Below are 18716 nucleotides of genomic sequence, written 5' to 3'. Positions count from 1 at the left end.
AACGTGCGGGCGCTCGATCTCAGAAGAACTCGCCGAGATAGACATCGGTTTCCGGAAAGAGCTCCGCGAGCGTCGCCACCGCGCCCGATCCCTTCGCCTCGAGCCGCCCGGTCCGCTCGAGGGCGGTCGCAGACCGAGCGCCGACGGCGAGTTGCGAGAGTGCGGCGATATCTAGGGAAACGTCGGTCCCGTTCGAGTCGGCCGCGTCGTCCAGACGCTCGCACGCTCCGTTCCCGTCCGACACCTCGAGCGCGAACGGTCCCTCGTTCCAGTCGACCAGCGGATCGTCGACGGCGATCGTGAGGGCACCATCGCGGTCCGGATACGAAAGTACGGAGAGGGTCTCCGCCACGTCGACGAGGCGAACCATCGGGCCATCCGCGACGCCGGTGTCGATTTCGTCGGGGTCTCGAGCGAGATCTCGAATCGGAACGTCGACAGGGACTTCGAGACGCACCCGCTCGACCTGCGACTCGTGATCGTAACAGAACGAGAGCAGGGCCAGGAGGGCGTCGTGGTCGACGAACGCCAGTTCGGAGACGGCCATCGTCGGTCCGTCCGAATCGTCGTCGATCGTGTAGACGAGATATCCCTGTACCTGCCCGTCACGCTCGTAAGCGTAGACGAACGGATCTCGATCGCCGCCGGCGAAGACGCGATGGCGCCACCAGTCCTCGTCGCGCTCGAGTGCGAGACCATACCGGTCGGCATGGACGTCGTATGCGGGCTCGAGGGTCTCGTACTCGTCGGCCTCGAGTCGACGGAACGACCCTGACTCCCGATCGATGGCGTCTGAAGCGAACGAGAGTACCGCCGGGTCGCACTCGTGGGTGACGATGCGGTTAGACGTGTCCCAGCCGTACTGGCGGTAGAACCGGTAGCGGAACGGCCACAGCACCGAGAACCGGACGTCGTGGTCGCGATACTCCGCGAGGGAACGGGCGAGCAACTGTCTGACGTACCCCCGGCGGCGGTACTCCGGCGGCGTCGCGACCGACGCCAACCCCGTGGTCCGATGAATGTCGCCGCGGACGCGGGACTCGAGCCAGTAGTGGCGGGAGACGCAGCGCGGCTCGGCGTCGTCGGTCGCATCGGTTTCGTACAGCCCGCGACGGGAGCCGAGCGTCGACCGCGGCGTTTCGTGTTCGTCGGGATCGTACGCCGGCACCCCTTCTTCCGCCCTGAACGCGTAGCTGCTGTACTCGTGGAAGACGTCCCGCTCGTCCGGAATGGGGCGATAGTCGACCATGCAAACGAGAGTGCGGGCGACCGAGAAAACTGTTCGTGGTCGCGATATTCCGACCCGATACGCGGGTCGACGGACGGGCTACGGGACGGGTCTTCAGGCGTGTTCTTCGACGAACGCCTCGATTCGGTTGAGCGCTTGCCGGAGATCGCCGAGTCCGGTCGCGTAGGACACGCGCAGATGTCCCTCGCCGACGTCGCCGAAGACGTCACCGGGGACGACGGCGACGCCCTGCTCGCGGAGGACCTCCTCGGCGAACTCCTCCGCGGTGAAGCCATCGGGAACCTCGGGGAAGCAGTAGAAGGCCCCCTTGGCCTCGAAGACGTCCATCCCGATCTCGCGGAACCGCGAGAGGACGAACTGGCGTCGACGGTCGTACTCCTCGACCATCTCCCGGACGTCGTTGTCGCAGGTGTCGAGCGCCTCGAGGGCGGCGTACTGGGGCGTGGTCGGCGCTGAGAGCATCGTGTACTGGTGGATCTTGTTCATCGCGGCGATGGCGTCGGCTGGTCCGAGCGCGTACCCCAGCCGGAGGCCGGTCATCGCGTAGGCCTTCGAGAAGCCGTTGAAGACGATGGTCCGCTCGCGCATCCCCTCGAAGCTCGCGATCGAGGTGTGCTCGCCGTCGTAGGTCAACTCGGCGTAGATCTCGTCCGAGAGGACCGTCAGGTCGTGCTCGCGGGCGAACTCCGCGATCGGTTCGAGGTCCTCAGCGGGCATGATCGCGCCAGTCGGATTGTTGGGATAGCAGATGACCAGCATGTCCGCGTCGGCCGCCCCGGCCTGCTCGAGACTCTCCACGGTGAGCCGGAAGTCGTCTTCCTCGGTCGTCGGGACGGGCAACACCTCGCCGCCGGCGAAGGTGACGCCGGGTTCGTAGGAGATGTAGCAGGGCTGGGCGACCGCGACCGTGTCACCGGGGTTGACGAACGCCCGGAAGGCGAGATCGACCGCCTCGCTCGCGCCAGTAGTTACGATAATCTCCTCGTCGGGGTCATACCCCAGATCGAACCGGTCGGCGACGTAGTCGGCGATCGATTCGCGGAGTTCGCGCTTGCCCCGGTTGGCCGTATAGGAGGTCTTTCCCTGCTCGAGGGAGGCGATCGCGGCGTCGCGGGCGGCCCACGGCGTCGCGAAGTCGGGCTCGCCCACGCCCAGCGAGATGACCTCGTCGCGTTCCTCGGCGATCTCGAAGAAGCGCCTGATTCCCGACGGCGGGACCGCCTGCACGCGGTCTGACAGTTCGAACGTCATGGTCAGGGTGAGTACGAGAGGCGGTCGTCGTCCTCGCCGTCGCCGAGTTCGATCCCGTTCTCCTTGTAGGAGGTCATCACGTAGTGAGTGACCGTCTGCGTGATCTCGGGGACTGGCGCGACCTTTTCGCTGATGAACTGGGAGACCTCGCGAATGGAGTCGCCCTCGACCTCCATGTCGAAGTCGTAGTCGCCGCTGATCAGTCGCAGGGCCTTGACCTGCGGGAACCGTGCGAGGCGCTCCGCGATATCGTCGTAGCCGGTTTCGCGGTCGAGCGTGACGTTCAACTCGACCTCGGCCCGGACGCGCTCGTCTTCCAGTTTGTCCCAGTCGACGACCGCCTGGTACCCCCGGACGACGCCCGCCGCCTCGAGTTCCTCGACGGTCGCCTCGACCTCGCTCTCCTCGAGGTCAGTCATTCGCGCGATATCCGCCGTGGAGTAGCGCGCGTTCTCACGGAGCAACTCGAGCACCTCGCGTTCGCTCATACCGCTTGCAAACGCGAGCGCGAGTAAAGGTCTAACGTTGTTCGTCGCGGCAGCGGGATCGATGCCCAACGGTATCTTCGCTCGGTCGATCCGGGCGAAGGATAGCGAGGTGTGCTGAGAAGGGTGTGCGAGCGAAGCCGACGGGGAAGGCGAGACCACTCCGTGCAGACACGGAGGCCCAACGCGTCCCTCGTATTCGGACTCCAGGGACCGGTCGACCGAAATACGCGATTTTTGCTCTATCGATAATTCTTGAACAACAGCGCCCGAACGTCGTCTTTCGTCTGGACCTGCTCGGTCGAGCCGTCGGGGAGATCCACGGTGTACCGGTAATCCGCGGAATCCGACTCGGACCACTTGTCGTCGTGGGTCTCGAGCAGGCTCATCATCTCGTCTAGCATGTCGTCGTCGTCGGCGGAGCCGTCCCCGTCGTCGCCGTCGCCCAGGTCTCCGGCGGGTCCGCCGTCGTCAGCTGACGCCTCGGTCGAGCCGTCGGGATCCGGTTCGTCCGATCCGGGATCGACGCCGTCCGTCTCCTCGCTTTCGTCGTAGCTGACTGCCTCGGGCTCGTTGGGGTCTGCCGCTCCGTCGATGGCCGCCCCGACGGACGCGGCGACGTCGTCGGCCGCGGTCGAGCCGAACTCGCCGCTGGTCTCGAGTTCGACGTCCTCGTCGAAATTGTCGATCAGGAACTGGACGGCGTCCTGTTCGCGGACGAACCCGTACTTGCCGACGACCGATTCGGCGACTTCCTCGCGGAGGTGCTGGATGAACGCGTACTGCTCGTCGGTGACCTCGAGCGTCTTCATACCCTGTGGATGTAGGTCGGGGTACTAATATGTAAGTCGTCGCGACTCCGGTAGCGAATCGGTCTCGGTACGAACCGGGCTGGAATGAAGCGATCCCAGCGATCGGATCGCTCGCGGCGCTGTTCGAAGAGATCGACTCGTCACTGTCATTGGTCGACCCGCAGACGAGCGAACCGACTACCCCGAACGTGACGATTAAGGACGAACGAACCGAATCGTTCGACATGGTTCTCACAGAGTCCGAGTCGGAACTCGAGGCGGGCGACGCTGCACCGGCGTTCGAACTCGAGGGCGTCGACGGCGAGACGTACACGCTCGAGTCCTTCGCGGACGACGAGGCGCTGTTGGTCGTGTTCACGTGCAATCACTGTCCGTACGCCCAGGCGAAGTTCGATTTGCTGAACGAACTCGCGGACGAGTACGGCGACGTCTCGGTGGTCGGAATCAATCCGAACGACGCCGAGGAATACCCCGACGATTCCTTCGAGCGGATGCGGGAGTTCGTCGACGCGGGAAAAGTAGCGTACGACGCCTATCTCCGCGACGAGAGTCAGGGGGTCGCCCGAGAGTACGGTGCAGTTTGCACCCCTGATCCCTTCCTCTTCGAGCGCGAAGACGGTGCGTTTCGGCTGGCCTACCACGGCCGGCTCGACGACGCACCCAATCCCGACGACGAGCCGAGCCGATTCCAGATCCGCGAGGCGATCGACGCCGTACTGGCTGACGAGCCGGTCGACCTCGAGTGGCAGCCCTCTCGGGGCTGTTCGATCAAGTGGAAAGACGACTGAAGCCGGGTAGAACCGTTCCAGAATCGGAACCCGCGTCGTTCGGCCCCAGACTTTAGTCGCCAGCGGGTGTGCCTACCGGCCGTATGAGCCAGCACCCCCGAGGGAACGCGCTCCGCGAGACGCTCGAGGCCGGCGAGGTCGCGCTCGGCGTCCTCGAGAACACGTACAGTCCGACTGTCGTCGAACTCTACGCGGCGCTGGGCGCGGACTTCGTCTGGATCGATCTCGAGCACGGCGGGCCGAGCCCGCGGGACGCGGGCCGGCTGGAGGAACTGCTGCGCGCAGTGGACGGCACCGACACGGAGCTGCTGGTGCGGCTTCCTGACACCGATCCGTCGCTGGTTCGGAAGGCCCTCGACGCCGGCGTTCGAAACGTCTTCCTCCCGCGAGTCGGGAGTAGCGAGGAACTCAGAGCGGCGGTCCGGGCTGGCCGGTTCGAGTACGACGGCGAGCCGGGCCGGCGCGGCATGGCCAGCCCTCGAGCGGGCCGTTGGGGGCTGACGGACGACTACGTGGGCACCGAAGACGACTCCGTCGTCGTCGGCGTCACGGTCGAGACCCAGTCGGCGCTGGACGAGCTCGACGAGATACTCGCGGTCCCCGAACTCGGGTTCGTCTTCATCGGCCCGCTCGATCTCTCGGTTTCGCTGGGCCATCCGGGCGAGTTCGATCATCCGGACGTGGAGGAGGCCGTCGAGACGATCCGATCGGCCGCCGTCGAGGCGGACGTTCCGGTCGGCGGGCTCGGATTCGGCATGGACGACGTCAACGAAAAGGCGCAGAACGGCTACCAGCTGTTGAATATCGGCACGACGACCGGCGCGTTGCGGTCGTCCGTCACGGGCTGGCTCGAGGACTACGACGACGAGTAACCGCAGCGCCGACGCGCGGCGGACCTGACCGCGCTACCGCTGGACCGCTCGCCGGTACTGGACCGGCCACTGCTCCGCGACTTCGTCCGGATCGCGCTCGAGGTCGCCGGTCGCCCGGAGGCCGAAGTACGGATCGCGGAGGAACTCCCGCCCGACGAGCACGAGGTCGGCGCGGTCGTTGCGGATCAGCGCGTCGGCCTGCTCGGGTTCGGTGACACCGCCGACCGTGCCAACGGCGACGTCGGCACCCTCGCGAACCTTCTCGGCCAGCGGGACCTGGAAGTTCGGCCCGCCGGGAACCGCTTGCTCGGGGTGGAGCCCGCCCGAACTGACGTCGATCAGATCGACGCCGAGATCGGCGAGATCGTCCGCCAGTCGCACTGACTGTTCGATATCCCACGATTCACGGTCGTCGAGCCAGTCGGTCCCGGAGATGCGAACGAAGAGCGGCTTGTCGTCCGGCCAGACCTCGCGAACGGCACTGACGATCTCCCGGGTCAGGCGCGTTCGGTTCTCGAAGCTCCCACCGTAATCGTCTTCGCGGTGGTTCGTCGCCGGCGAGAGGAACTCGTGGAGCAGGTAGCCGTGGGCCGCGTGGACCTCGGCGATCTCGAATCCGGCCTCGAGCGAGCGCTCGGCCGCGGCGCGGTAGGCGTCGATGACGCCCTCGATATCGCCCTGATCGGCCTTCTTCATCGCCGGGCGGTCGCCGTCGAACGGCGGGTACGCCTCGGGGGACGGCGTGAGGACTTCCCATCCGGATGCCCCGCTGGGACCGGTCCCGTCGGGCTGGATCGGGACGTGGCCCTCCCACGGTCGCTCCTTGCTCGCTTTGTGGCCCGCGTGGGCGAGCTGGATCCCGGGCACCCCACCCTGGTCGCGGATGAACTCGGTGGTCGGCTCGAGCGCGGACGCGTGCTCGTCGCTCCAGATCCCGAGGTCGTGAGGCGTGATCCGGCCAGCCGGGTCCACCGCCGTGGCCTCGGTCATCACGATCCCCGCGCCGCCGACGGCTCGGCTCCCGAGGTGGACGCGGTGCCACTCGGTCGCGAGCCCGTCCGGCTCACAGGAGTACTGACACATCGGTGAGACGGCGATTCGATTCTCGGTCTCGAGATCGCGCAACGGTAACGGAGAGAGTAAGTCAGTCATCGCAGGAACGTTACGACGGTGGCGAGAAAACAGCCGTGGAGGGAGAGGGGATTGCCGGATCGCGGACGAACGACATGAACGCCGACGCCGTTGGCAAGGAGCGCCCACACGAACTTATCCCGCTCGCGGTCCCAGCACCGATATGATAGCAGGCAGCACCCTCGGAGACCGGTTCGAGGTCGACCGTCCGATCGTCGGCATGGTTCATCTCCCGTCGCTCCCCGGCGCACCGGATTTCGACGGTGACCGCGAGGCCGTCCGAGCCCGCGCCCTCGAGGATGCACGGCGTCTCGAGGCCGGCGGGGTCGATGGACTCGTCCTCGAGAACTTCGGCGATGCGCCGTTCTACCCGGACGACGTGCCGAACCACGTCGTCGCGGAGATGACCGCTATCGCGACGGCCCTGACCGACGCCGTCGACGTGCCGGTCGGCGTCAACGTGCTCCGCAACGACGCGGCGGCAGCGCTGTCGATCGCCGCGGCCGCCGACGCCGAGTTCGTCCGCGTCAACGTCCACGTCGGCACCGCCGCGACCGATCAGGGAATCCTCGAGGGACGCGCCCACGAGACGCTTCGACTTCGCGACCGACTCGAGGCCGACGTGTCGATCCTGGCGGACGTCCACGTCAAACACGCCGCGCCGATCGGTGCGCAGGATATCGAACGCGCGGCGCGCGAAACGGTTGGACGCGGCAGGGCCGACGGGCTGATCGTCTCCGGTCCCGGGACGGGTGTCGAAACGGCGCTGGCGGATATCGAGCGCGTCGCCGACGCAGCGGCGGACGAGAGCGGGGACGCTGACCGCGTGCCGGTGTTCGTCGGCAGCGGCGTGACGAGCGACACCGTCTCCGACTGTTTCGAAGCGGGTGCGGACGGCGTCATCGTCGGCACGGCACTCAAAACGGACGGCGTGACGACGAACCCGGTTTCGAAAGAACGGGTCGAGAAACTCGTGACCGCGGCTCGAGCGGCGGGCTCGAGCGACTGAAGAGGGAAGTGTCGTTCAGAGTCCCAGCATCAGCGGTCCGATCAGAACGCCCATCAGGTGGACGCGACGACACCGCAATCGAACCGGGACCATGCCGATGGCGGTCGCGACGACGAAAATCCCGATGCCGAGCCCACCGGTAAACAGATACGAGAGCCCGAGCAGGACCACGAGGATCGCAGCCGAGAGTTTCCAGTACGTGAGTCGGCCGACGAGTTCGAGGTAGGCGTCCCCGACGACGATCACGAAGACGAACCCGATTAATCCAGCGAGAACGACGGCCCCGAGCAGGATCGGGAGCTCGAGGGGTGCGGCCGTGCCATCGAACGCTACCAGGACCCCGGTTCTGGGCTGGCCGATCGCTACCAGCGCGAAGAGCGCGAAGACCGCGTTCGCCGTGTCGACGCCGCTGGTCGCGACGATATAACCGCGGTCGCTGGCTCCATTGGGGACGATCGCCAACACCGCGACTGCAGCGATGGCCGCCGAAATGCCAGGGACGTAGCCGACGATCGCACCGGCCAGCGTGCCCGCGATCGCTGTGGTGCCGACGAACCGTCGCGACGTCTCGATCCCGGTCCCCGACTGCCGGGGAATCCCACTCCCCCGAATCGCGTCGATCAACACCGGCGCACCGAAGAGGCCGGCGAAGAGGGGCGCGAGCGTGCCACCCGCCTCGAGGGGCGCGTCGGTCGAGAGATCCAACGTGAGCGCGCCGAGGCCAGTTGCGAGGGCGAACGACAGGACGCCACCGAGCCGGCCCCGCCACGTGCGTTCGGATGCGATCAACGCGACTGCGACCATCGCGAGGACGAGCGGAAGATGGGCACGGATCGTCGGATAGGCCGCCGTCACTGCCCACGTGACAGGGACGGCGAGCGGGACCGCCGCGAGCACGGCGAGGATACTGCCGAGCGCGGAGAGCCGAATCGCTTCGTACCCCCGGCCCTCGAGCACCATTCGATGACCCGGCAGCGCGGTGACGGCCATCTCGGCGTCGGGAACGCCGAGCGCCATCGCGGGAACGGCGTTGCAGAACGTGTGGACGACACCGGCCGCGAGCATCGCACAGCCGACGAACAGCGGCGGACCGGGGACTATCGGCACGACGCCAGCCAGGAGAAAGGCGAAGTTGTTCGCGTGCACTCCCGGGACGAGCCCGCTGCAACAGCCGAGCAGCGAGCCGGCGAGGGTCCACGCGAGCACCTGGAACGCCACCGCCGGCTCGAGACCGAGTTCGACTGGTGCGGGCATCGCTGATGCTGGCCGCGTCTTCCGATATATACTCACGGATCACAGCCGCGTCGCTGGAGGCGATCGTCGAACAAAAAATCGGGATTGCAACTCGTCGGAACCGAACCGACGTGGACGTTATCCGAAGAGTTCGCCGAGGCCCTCGCCGTCGGCCTCGTCGTCGTCATCGTCGTCGTCCGTCGTGTCCGGCACGTCGCTGGTCTCTTCGACCTCTTCGTCCTCGTCGTCGCCCTCGTCGGCAGCGGGCTCGGCAGCCGCGCCGCCTGCGGCGCCACCGGCAGCGGGGACGGCGGCGGCCTCGGAGACTGCCTCGTCGATGTCGACGTCCTCGAGTGCGGCAACGAGTGCCTTCACGCGGGACTCTTCGACGTCGACGCCGGCAGCGTCGAGGACGTTCGTCAGGTTGTCTTCGTTGATCTCTTCGCCCGATTCGTTCAGGATGAGTGCAGCGTATACGTATTCCATTGTTGGATCCTCCTAGTCGTTATCCGAACATCTCGCCGAGACCGGCCGCGCCGTCGCCGTCGTCTTCGTCGTCGTCATCGTCGGCGTCGGTATCTTCGGTCTCAGCCTCGTCTTCAGTCTGGTCGTCCGCCGATTCGTCTTCGTCGTCGGCTGCCGCCGGTTCGGCGGCCGCCTCGACGTCCTGGAGTTCGTCAGGAAGTGCCTCCTCGTCGTCGACCTGTGCTGCGAGTGCACGCAGCTGCGCGTCGGCCTTGCTGACGAGATCGGGCATCAGGTCTTCGTCCTCGATCGCGGCCTGCAGGCCGAGGCTCTTGGCCTCGCCCGTGGCCTTCGCGATGAGCGTCGGGGCCGTCGTCGCAGTCGGGAAGCTCGCGTTGAGTGCGAGGTTCCGAGCGCGGGCGGCGGCCGTCGACACGTCGCTCTCGTAGGCCTCGACGTCGATATCGAGGTCCTCGGGGCTGAAGAGCACGCCGTCGGCGATGACGGCTCGAAGGTCGAGACCGACCTCCTTGGGCTCGATGCCGAGCTCGTTCAGGACGTTCGCCAGATCGACGGAGACTTCCTCGCCGGCCTCGAGGACCGTCGAGTCTTCCATGACCTGGATCGACCCTTCTTCGATGCGCGCGTTCGCGCCGATACCCTGGAGTTCGCCGACGAACGGCCCGGGATCGACACCGGTGTCCCCTTCGGGGATGACGATGTCGTTCGGGGCGACTTCCCCCTCGTTGATCGGAGCGGGCGTCTTCGACGCCTCGAGCTCCTTGTACAGCGAGAACGGGTTCTCGTCGGTCGCGATGATCCCGACCTGTCCCCCGATGTGCTCGACGAGGTCGCCGAGTCCGGCGTCCTCGAGGGCACGCGTCTGCAGGGTGTTGCGGCTGACGCGAAGCACGGCGGTGCCGTGCAGGTCGCGACGCATGTCCTGGAGCTGCTTCGAGGGAATGCCGGCGATGCCGACGACGCCGACGCTGTCGTACTCGTCGATGATCTCGGCGAGGTCGGCGACTTCCTCTTTCTTCCACTGGGGAAGGTTCTCGGTTTTGCGTTCAGCCTGTGCGCTCATATTAGGCCACCTCCACGGACGGGCCCATCGTCGTCTTTACGTAGACGGCGTCGATGTTCTGGGGCCCCTTCTCGAGGTCGGCGTGCAGGCGACGCAGGATGACGTCGATGTTGTCGCCGATGTCCTCGGCGTCCATGTCTTCGGCGCCGACGAGCGTGTGGAACGTTCGTCGGTCGCCGGAGCGAAGCTGCACGGTGTTTTTGAGCCGGTTGACGGTTTCGACGACGTCGTCGTCGGGCGAGAGCGGGTCCGGCATCTTCCCTCGGGGACCGAGAATGGTACCCAAGTGCCGGGCGATGTCTTGCATCATCGCCTCTTCGGCGATGAAGAAGTCCGTCTCGTCGGCCATGTCTTTGGCCTCGTCGTCGTCCAGATCGGCCACATCGTCCACCGAAAGGACCTCATCCGCGGCCTCCTCGGCGCGGACTGCGGTCTCTCCTTCGGCGATGACGACGATGCGGGTCTCCTGGCCGGTTCCGGCCGGCAGGACGATCGACTCGTCAACGCGGTTCGACGGTTCGTTCAGGTCTAAGTCGCGCAGATTAATCGCGAGGTCTACCGTCTCGGTAAAGTTCCGGTCCGGTGAGTCCTCGAGTGCGCGGGCTACTGCTGTTTCAATATCCGAATCTGCCATCGTTCACCTCCGTAGTACGCAGGGTGTGCTCCTACGGGTCAGTGAAACAGGCGATGCCTGTCTCCCTTGAACCAAGTGTCATCCCGAACTTAAACCCGTCGAACTGCCTGTACGGTCGTCTCGCAGTCGCACTGGGCTCTCGAAGGGTGTACACTATCGTAGAGTCGGCGGCTGTATCGTTCGGTGACTGCCCTCGTCCACTGTGATCCCGAGTACTCGTGACCGGCATGTGAATATGGGGTTCGTTTCACCATATCTTTCGATATATATTGGTCAAATGTATATTCACTAATCGAAAAATCTATAATACGTGATAGTGTAGCACGGATATATGTGGCCAGTAGATTTTTACGTTATCGCCGGGGGGTTGCTGCTCGACTCCGTCGCCGCGCTGGCGGGACACGGCGAGGGTCTCGAGCTGTATCGGTCGCTCGAGCCGATCGTTCGGGCCGGTATCCAGTTCGTCGGGACTGCCCTCGTCGCGATGATCGTGCTCGGATTGCTTCAGCAATACGGGACAACTGCGGTGGCGAAATCACGCGGCAGTCCGATTATTTCGTTCTGTATCGGTGTGCCCATCCTCCTCATCGTCGGCGGGGTCACGAGTACGGGGATAATTATCGTGGATTCGAGTATCGGGGCGTTCTTCGGGATTCCGATGGTCGTCATCGGTGCCGCAATTCTGCCGGTCGCGACGGCGGTCGGTTTCGTCGCGATCGGGCGCACCGTCGCTTCCCGATTCGGTAGCGATCGACTCAGTACCGGCCTGTTCGTTGGTGCACTTCTCAGCGGCGTGTCCGGGCTCGCGTTTCCGGCAACCGTGGGAGTCGTCGGAGTCGCCGCGGCGCTTGGCACCGGCGCGACCGTCCGCGTTCTGTTCGGTGCGTCCGGGACCGGGAACCCCAACGAACGGACCGTTCCGCCCGCGAACAAAATATAGGTCGACGGTCGTCCGACCGACGTCCCCTCTCACGACAGCGTTCGGACCCGACGAATTCGATCCCGTCACTCCATTCCTCGAGTCCCGACGAAATCAGGATTAGTGACCCGGAACGAACCGGCAGATTCCGATCGGGTCGCGGCCGACAAGTAACACTGCGCGAGTCTTCCTCGAATGATCGGCGTACACACCGGTCAGAGCGGGAGAGAACGAAGAAACACTCGTTCTGTTCGCGCTTCGAGCGCTTCCGGACTACGCCGCCGCTCCGTCCGCAAGCACGTCGTCGTACTCGCCGTCGTCGACTCGCTGCTTGAACTCGCGAGCGTCGTTGCCCTCGATGGTGACGCCCATCGAGGCGCAGGTGCCGACGACTTCCTTCGCGGCGTTGATCGTATCGTAGGCGAGCAGGTCGGGATGTTTCTGCTCGGCGATTTTCTTTACCTGCTCGACGGAGAGGTCCGCGACGAAATCCTTCTGGGGTTCGCCGCTGCCGGTTTCGAAATCGGCCTCGTCTTTGATCAGCGCCGCCGTCGGTGGGACACCGACGTCGATCTCGAAGGAGCCGTCGTCCTCGTAGTCGACCGTGACGGGGACTTCGGTGCCGTCGAACGCTTCGGTCTGATCGTTGATTTCCTGTACGACAGCCTGCACGTCGACGGGAGTCGGTCCGAGCTCGGGACCGAGCGGTGGGCCAGGGTTGGCCTGGCCACCCGGAACGAGCACTTCGATGGTTCCAGCCATACCCGTCACAACCCGTGCGCGAGTTTTAAGGGTTGCTAATTCGGGCAGTCATCGTCTGTGACCGTCTGACGTGATCGTCCGGGCCGCGCTACTGCCCCGCGACGCTGTCCGCACGCCAGTCCGCGAACGACTCGAGGACGTCGCTCTCGTCGAATCGCTCGATACAGGGGACGTCGTAGGGATGGACCTCCCGAACCCGCGTCACGAGGTCATCGTAGACTTCCTCCGTCGTTTTCGCGAGCAACACTGCCTCCTCGTCCTGCTGAATCTCGCCGTCCCAGCGGTAGGTCGACGTCGTCGACAGCCGATTGACGCAGGCGGCGAGTCGGTCCCCGACCAGGGTTTCAGCGAGCTCGTCGGCCGCGTCCGGTGGGGCCGTAATGTAGACAGTCGGCATGGGGGATACTACGCTCGAGTCCGGGAAAAGAGCACGCTCACCGAGGGTTGCGGGCTGGAGAGAAGAGGCCCCGATCAGTTATCGGCTTCGTCGACCGGTCTGAACGTCCCGGTGATGTCCCACTCGTGAATGCAGTGGGGGCTGCCGACCTGTTTCTCGCCGTCGTCGCGGGCGATCTGCCAGGCCTCGAGATCCTCGTCCCACCGTTCGCCTCGACCGCACGCTTCGCAGATTCTCGCGGTCGGTTTTCGTACCCGTGCGCTCATTGTCCGACCATGAGAACTCGACACATATAACAGTGGCCGTGACCGGCAATTGCTGCCAGACCGTGTGAGGAGCGTGATCTGTCTGAAAACCGGAACTGTTGCTCCCCGGTGCAATCGGCGTCAGTAGACGGCGTCCGTGATCTCCTCGCGAAGCTCGTCGAACTCGGCGAGGTAGTCACGACGGTCGGCACGCAGGTCCGCGAGCGCATCGTCGTAGTCGTCGACGTGGTCGGGAACGTAATAGTCCTCGATGTCGAGCCCGGGGACGGAGTCGGGGATCGTCAGCTCCATCCGCTCGTCGCGGGTCCACTCGATGGTGCCGCGGGCGGCCTCGGTGAGGATCGTCACGGACTCGGTAACGCCGATGTCTTTCGATTTCTGGCCGAGATAGCCCGTGTTGATGACGTAGCAGTCGATGTCGAGAATGTTGATGAGTTCGTGGAAGATGTTCCCCTCTTCTCCCTCGGAGCCGATGATGAAGGGGTTCGTCCCGACGACGCGGATCGATTCGCCGGCTCGCGAGGGGTCGCCCGCGCTGGTCTCGATCGACTCTCCGAGCATGAAGGCGACGGCGGCCTGCTCCTCGTCGAGTTTGGCGACCGGCGGCATCAGCGGGTTTCGGGTGATGAAAAAGACCTGATCCATCCGGTCGAGGTCGATCTCCTCGTCCGCGCTCTCGAGTTCGTCGCGCTGGATGATCGCCCGAGAGTTGGCGGTGTATCGGTCCTCCTCGAAGTGAACGGTACCGTCGTCGTCGACCGCGACGTTCTCGAGGATCGCCGATTCGGCGGTCGCGGCCTCGTAGAGTTCCGGCTGCTCCGCCTCGTCGAGTCCGATGGTCTTGATGAACAGTCCTTCGCCCTCGCTGCCGGCGACGGAGCCGTCCGAGAGGAGGCCGCAGACGTCGTCCTGCAGCATGGACGCGTCTTCGGGGTCCTCGAGCCAGCAGCCGTGGGACGTCAGGGTCGATTTCCCGGTGGCGGAGAGGCCCATGAAGACCTGACCGACGGTTCGAAGCTCGCCGTCGTCGTCGCGGACGCGAACCCGTTTGCTGCCCGCGTGGAGTCCGAGGCCGCCCTGCTGCTTGATTCGATACATGAACAGCCGCAGGAACGACTTCTTGGCTTCGCCGGTGTAGTCGCTGCCGAGGACGGCGGTGAAACCGGTGTCGGGACGGATGCGGATCGCAGTCTCGTCGTGGTCGGGGAGCTGGACGGTGTAGAGATCGGGATCCTGTCCGTCGGCCGGCTCGAACAGGCTCGCCCACGCGTAAGCGATTCGAGCGTGGTCGACGGGAACGAAGAGGCGACAGCAGAAGGTCGCCTCCGGGTGGCGGCCCATCAGGCGGTCGACACAGAGCAATTCGGTGTCATTCGTGGCGTCGACGGCGGTGTCGATCAGGTCGTGATCGCGGTCGTCGAACTCGTGGTCGACGGCGTTTTTCGTCCGATCCGAACTCCGGGAGCGGAACTCGCTCACGTAGGACGCCGACCCGAATTCGGTCGTCGTCTCGTCGGGTCCGGCGAGTTCGCGCAGTTCCTCGAGCGACGGGTTGTACCGGATGTTCGACGCTGTCGTTGGATCCGGAAGCTGACGGACCAGTGGACGGGACTCCGTCCCGGTTTCAGACATACACGTAACCCACCACTGTCCTGATGCATAAACATGAAGGATTTTGATCTTCGTATGTCATGATTTACCAATAGCGTAGTTACGTATGGCATATTCCGAATTTATAATAGCGTAATTAATGGATCCCTGTTCTCCCAGATAAATATACGATATCAGAGAGGTATGGATAAGAACTCGAGTGAGAAATAATTCTACTCGAACGGAACTGCCGGTCGGGAAGACCGTTCGGAATCGGCCCACGAGGATCGGCTCTGGATTAGGGATTCGATAGCAACGAGTGGGCGCATTCGAACTGCTGAGTGGCCCCGATTTTCACATCTGGTACTGTGGGGCAAACAGCCAATAGGGTCGTTCGAATTTGCGGGGACATGAATTACGGTCTCGATATCGGACCGGAAGCGATCAGGGCCGTCACTGACGCGGGCGACGGCCCGATGATCGAATCGGTCCCGCCGGTCGTGCTACCGGTCGACGACGATGCGCTCGATGCGGCCGGACTCTCCGGGGAGGGACGGACGATCGAGGCGGACGGAACCACGTACGCAGTCGGCGGGGACGCTCGAGCGGTTGCGGCGGAAACGGACGAAGAGCCGGAGCCGCTGTTCGCTGACGGCGTTCTCGCGACTGACACAGCGGCGCACGCGACGGCCGCGCTGGATCTGCTCGTCGGAGACGTGATCGAGGACGCCACGGATGGCCGACTCTGTTATACGACGCCGGGAACGCTCGTGGATACAGCAGCGCCGACCGACAGACACCGCGACACCGTCCAGTCGGTACTGACGACGCGCGGACTCGACGCGACGCCGATCAGCACCGGATTCGCGGTCATTTACGACCTCCTCGAGGCCGACAACTACACCGGCCTCGGGGTCTGCATCGGTTCGCAGACGACGAGTGCCACTCTCGCGTACTACGGCGTGCCGGCACTGACGGTCTCCCTCGCCAAGGGACGAGAGTGGATCGTGGAGCGCGCGGCCGGCGAAACCGGTCACGCGCCGGCGCAGGTCGCCGGCGTGCTCGAGGAGTTCGCGCTCGATCCCGACGCTGCGGCAGGTGGAATCGAGAGCGCGCTCGCACAGGCTTACGACGCACTGATAGGCGAGTTGATCGACGCGATCCGAGCGGAGGCCGACGAGAGCGACGTCCAGCAGGGGCTGTCGGTTCCGATCTCGATCGCCGGCGAGGGCGCGATCGAGGGCGTCGAGTTCCTGGTCGGCGGTCGGTTCGACGCGGCACCCCTCCCGTTCTCGGTCCGCGGCGTGCGACTGGCGGACGACCCCGCGACGAGCGCTGCCAGCGGTGCGCTCGCGGCCGCTCGGGACGACGTCGAGGCCTACGAAGCGGTCACCTGGTCCGAATCCGACTCCGGCACCGAAACCGACGCTACGCACGACTCCTCGAGCGCGGACGAGACGGCCGACGCGAACGGAGCGACCGAACTCGCGTTCGACGGGTCGGCAGCGGCCGACGCGACGACCGACCGCAGCGACGACGCCATCGACCAGTTGTTCGATCGGCTCGCGGACCGCGACGACGAGATCGAGTCCCTCCGGGAGGAGCTCGAATACGTCGAGGACCGAACGGCTGCGTCCGATGCCGTCGACGAACTCGACGATCGTCTCGAATCGATCGCGGACGACCTCGCACGCCTCGAGGCCGATGCCGAAGCGCACGCGAGCGACGACGACGTCGCCAGCCTCGAGAGTGACATCGAGCGCGTCGACGACGAGCTCGACGAGCTGTCGGCGGCGCTCGCGGACCGTGCGGACGATATCGGCGAACTCGGCGACGACCTTGGGGCTGTGGAAACCGCCGCGGCCGACGACCGGGAGCGGCTCGAAGCGGAACTCACCGCGCTAACGGCCGATCTCGAGACCGTCGAAGACCGGACGGAAACCGTCGATACGGACCTCGATGCGCTGTCGGAGACGGTCACGGACCTCGCGGACGATGTCGGCACGCTCGACGACGAGATCGAAACCATTGAGACGACTGCAGCCGGCGAGCGGGAGGATCTCGAGGAGCAAGTCACCGAACTGACGAGCGATCTCGAAGCCGTTGCCGACCGCACCGAAACCGTCGATGCGGATCTCGAGACCCTTCGAACTGACCTCGACGATCTCGAGACGACCGCGGCAACCGAAGCGGGACTCGAGGCCGTAGACGACCGCGTCTCGCAGCTGGTCGACGACCTCGAGGCCCTCGAGGACGATATCGATCAAACAGGGACGCGTATCGACAGTGTCTCGGAACGGGTCGAAGAAGTGACCACTCGAATCGACGGCGTTTCGGGCCGGCTCGAGGAGCACTCCGAGCGGACCGACGCGCGCTTCGACACCGTCGAAGCGACGATCGACGAGGAGATCGCGGCCGTCGACGACGAGGTGACTGCCGTTCGAGAGACGGTCGACGACCGGATCGCGACGCTCGAAACCGATGTCGATACCGTTCGGGAGACGATCGGCGACCTCGAGGCGACCGCCGCGGACGAGGAACGGGTCGACGCCGTTCTGGACGACCTGGAAACCCTCGAGAAGGCGGTTGCAGATCTCGAAGACACGGTATCGGGCGCGTCGAGCGCGCTGGACGACCTCGAAGCGCGGGCCGCCAGTAGGGACGCGGTCGGCGGACTCGCGGACGACCTCGAGACGGTCGACGAAGACGTCCGGGCGCTCGAATCGAAGCTGGAATCGACCGCGGACGCGCTCGAAACGCAGATCGAGGAGACGGTCACGGACGTCGAGGCACAGATCGCGACGGCGACCGAGGACCTCGAGGACGATCTCGCGGGGCTCGAGGCGACCGTCGAGCGAATCGACGCCGAAACGGTGACCGACGACGTGGACTCGATCGCGACGGATCTCGAGGCACTGGAGGGAAGCGTCGACGAACTGGACGGCGAACTCGAAGACCGAGTCTCCGACGTTCGAACGACGCTCGACAGCCGGGTAGAAGAGGTTCAAACGACGCTCGACGGTCGAGTGGACGACGTTCGGACGGCACTCGAGGCGGACATCACTGCTCTCGAGACCGATCTCGAGGACGAAACCGAGTCCCTCGGCGAAACCCTCTCCGAGACCGCTGGGCGAGCCGAGGACAACGAACAGCGGCTAGCCGATCACGAAGCGCGCTTGGAGGCAATAGAGTCGACACTCGAGGGGCTCGAGGCCGATATCGATGCCGTCAGCGGCGAGCTCGAGTCCGTCACCGATCAGGTCGACGGAACGGCCGACTCGGACCTGAGCGACGAGGATATCGCGACGATCCGGGACGAGGTTTCAGCTATCGAGGACCGCCTCGACTCGCTGCGATCGGACCACGACGGCTTCGCCAGAAGCATCGGCTCAGTTGCAGACAAATCGGCGGTACAGACGCTCGATCGCGATGTCGATTCGTTGGACGACCGGCTGGGAACGGTCACCGAGCGGCTTTCCGGCCTCGAGCAACGCATCGACGCGGTCGATGCACAGCTCGCCGAGCGCGAGAATACGGAGAGCCAGCGCGACGAGATCGAGGCGATCCGGGCCGATCTCGAGAGCATGGAGGACGGAATGGCCGCCGAGCCGATGCTTTCGGCCTCGGTCGTCGCCGGTGGCGGAGGTGCGGGTGTCGTCGCCGGAAGTATCGCTGCGCTCACTGGGGATGCCGTGATCGGCGGCGGCGCGGCCATGGTCGGACTCGTCCTGATCGGTCTGGCAGTCGGACTCGCCCGCTGAGGAGGGCT

At 65.2% G+C, this 18716-nt stretch carries 18 protein-coding genes; 5 read left to right on the top strand and 13 right to left on the bottom strand.

The genetic code is table 11. From position 1 onward, the window contains the following. Positions 1-19 precede the first annotated feature (19 nt). The 4 genes from LDB05_RS02825 to LDB05_RS02810 all read right to left on the bottom strand — a co-directional run bounded on the left by LDB05_RS02825 (position 20) and on the right by LDB05_RS02810 (position 3797). Complete coding sequence (locus LDB05_RS02825; RefSeq protein ID WP_226006418.1) at positions 20-1249, bottom strand: GNAT family N-acetyltransferase; 1230 nt, start codon at positions 1247-1249, stop codon at positions 20-22. Positions 1250-1342: 93 nt separating this feature from the next. Then, positions 1343-2500: a pyridoxal phosphate-dependent aminotransferase gene (locus LDB05_RS02820; protein WP_226006417.1), complete on the bottom strand. Its 1158-nt coding sequence runs from the start codon at positions 2498-2500 to the stop codon at positions 1343-1345. Positions 2501-2502: 2 nt separating this feature from the next. Continuing rightward, positions 2503-2988, bottom strand: coding sequence for an Lrp/AsnC family transcriptional regulator (locus LDB05_RS02815; RefSeq protein ID WP_226006416.1), 486 nt, complete (start codon positions 2986-2988; stop codon positions 2503-2505). A 239-nt stretch (positions 2989-3227) separates the two neighbouring features. After that, positions 3228-3797 (bottom strand): hypothetical protein, encoded by a 570-nt coding sequence (locus LDB05_RS02810; RefSeq protein ID WP_226006415.1) that lies wholly within the window; start codon positions 3795-3797, stop codon positions 3228-3230. A 224-nt stretch (positions 3798-4021) separates the two neighbouring features. On the opposite strand from LDB05_RS02810, the gene LDB05_RS02805 reads away from it, so the two are divergent. Both LDB05_RS02805 and LDB05_RS02800 read left to right on the top strand, forming a co-directional pair. Beyond that, a complete protein-coding gene (locus LDB05_RS02805; protein WP_226006414.1) occupies positions 4022-4585 on the top strand; it encodes a thioredoxin family protein in 564 nt (187 codons plus the stop codon). A gap of 83 nt (positions 4586-4668) precedes the next feature. After that, on the top strand, positions 4669-5457 hold the full coding sequence (locus tag LDB05_RS02800; RefSeq protein ID WP_226006413.1) for an HpcH/HpaI aldolase family protein: 789 nt from the start codon (positions 4669-4671) through the stop codon (positions 5455-5457). A gap of 33 nt (positions 5458-5490) precedes the next feature. On the opposite strand, the gene LDB05_RS02795 is transcribed toward LDB05_RS02800, so the two are convergent. Continuing rightward, the gene (locus tag LDB05_RS02795; protein ID WP_226006412.1) at positions 5491-6609 is read right to left on the bottom strand and encodes an NADH:flavin oxidoreductase/NADH oxidase; all 1119 of its coding nucleotides are present in this window, start codon (positions 6607-6609) and stop codon (positions 5491-5493) included. Between the two features lie 142 nt (positions 6610-6751). Here LDB05_RS02795 and LDB05_RS02790 point away from each other — a divergent pair, with 142 nt between their 5' ends. Beyond that, complete coding sequence (locus LDB05_RS02790) at positions 6752-7597, top strand: BtpA/SgcQ family protein (RefSeq protein WP_226006411.1); 846 nt, start codon at positions 6752-6754, stop codon at positions 7595-7597. A 15-nt stretch (positions 7598-7612) separates the two neighbouring features. Here LDB05_RS02790 and LDB05_RS02785 read toward each other — a convergent pair whose 3' ends face one another. The 4 genes from LDB05_RS02785 to LDB05_RS02770 all read right to left on the bottom strand — a co-directional run bounded on the left by LDB05_RS02785 (position 7613) and on the right by LDB05_RS02770 (position 11013). Continuing rightward, positions 7613-8851 (bottom strand): tripartite tricarboxylate transporter permease, encoded by a 1239-nt coding sequence (locus LDB05_RS02785; protein WP_226006410.1) that lies wholly within the window; start codon positions 8849-8851, stop codon positions 7613-7615. A gap of 117 nt (positions 8852-8968) precedes the next feature. Next, positions 8969-9316, bottom strand: coding sequence for a 50S ribosomal protein P1 (gene rpl12p, locus LDB05_RS02780; RefSeq protein ID WP_226006409.1), 348 nt, complete (start codon positions 9314-9316; stop codon positions 8969-8971). 19 nt (positions 9317-9335) lie between these two features. After that, entirely contained in the window at positions 9336-10379 is a 1044-nt protein-coding gene (locus LDB05_RS02775) for a 50S ribosomal protein L10 (protein WP_226006408.1), read from the bottom strand. Between the two features lies 1 nt (position 10380). Then, a complete protein-coding gene (locus LDB05_RS02770; RefSeq protein WP_226006407.1) occupies positions 10381-11013 on the bottom strand; it encodes a 50S ribosomal protein L1 in 633 nt (210 codons plus the stop codon). A gap of 331 nt (positions 11014-11344) precedes the next feature. On the opposite strand from LDB05_RS02770, the gene LDB05_RS02765 reads away from it, so the two are divergent. Next, positions 11345-11953: a DUF8173 domain-containing protein gene (locus tag LDB05_RS02765; protein WP_226006406.1), complete on the top strand. Its 609-nt coding sequence runs from the start codon at positions 11345-11347 to the stop codon at positions 11951-11953. 252 nt (positions 11954-12205) lie between these two features. Here the strand turns inward: LDB05_RS02765 and LDB05_RS02760 are convergent, their stop codons facing one another. The 4 genes from LDB05_RS02760 to LDB05_RS02745 form a co-directional block, all read right to left on the bottom strand. Further along, a complete protein-coding gene (locus LDB05_RS02760) occupies positions 12206-12694 on the bottom strand; it encodes a 50S ribosomal protein L11 (RefSeq protein WP_226006405.1) in 489 nt (162 codons plus the stop codon). Positions 12695-12782: 88 nt separating this feature from the next. Next, on the bottom strand, positions 12783-13091 hold the full coding sequence (gene cutA / locus LDB05_RS02755) for a divalent-cation tolerance protein CutA (RefSeq protein WP_226006404.1): 309 nt from the start codon (positions 13089-13091) through the stop codon (positions 12783-12785). A gap of 74 nt (positions 13092-13165) precedes the next feature. Continuing rightward, the gene (locus LDB05_RS02750; RefSeq protein ID WP_226006403.1) at positions 13166-13357 is read right to left on the bottom strand and encodes an HEWD family protein; all 192 of its coding nucleotides are present in this window, start codon (positions 13355-13357) and stop codon (positions 13166-13168) included. Between the two features lie 120 nt (positions 13358-13477). Beyond that, positions 13478-14989 carry a phosphoenolpyruvate carboxykinase (ATP) gene (locus LDB05_RS02745; RefSeq protein ID WP_226006402.1) on the bottom strand — a complete coding sequence of 504 codons (1512 nt, stop codon included), beginning with the start codon at positions 14987-14989 and terminating at the stop codon, positions 13478-13480. A gap of 368 nt (positions 14990-15357) precedes the next feature. Here LDB05_RS02745 and LDB05_RS02740 point away from each other — a divergent pair, with 368 nt between their 5' ends. Then, positions 15358-18708, top strand: a complete 3351-nt coding sequence (locus LDB05_RS02740; protein WP_226006401.1) for a disk-shape morphogenesis protein volactin — start codon at positions 15358-15360, stop codon at positions 18706-18708. Positions 18709-18716: the final 8 nt, after the last annotated feature.

The sequence above is a fragment of the Natrinema salinisoli genome (genome assembly GCF_020405205.1).
In the GTDB taxonomy this organism is placed as follows: domain Archaea; phylum Halobacteriota; class Halobacteria; order Halobacteriales; family Natrialbaceae; genus Natrinema; species Natrinema salinisoli.
Note: the sequence above shows the minus strand (reverse complement) of the source record. Positions and strands in the feature narration are given on the sequence as shown.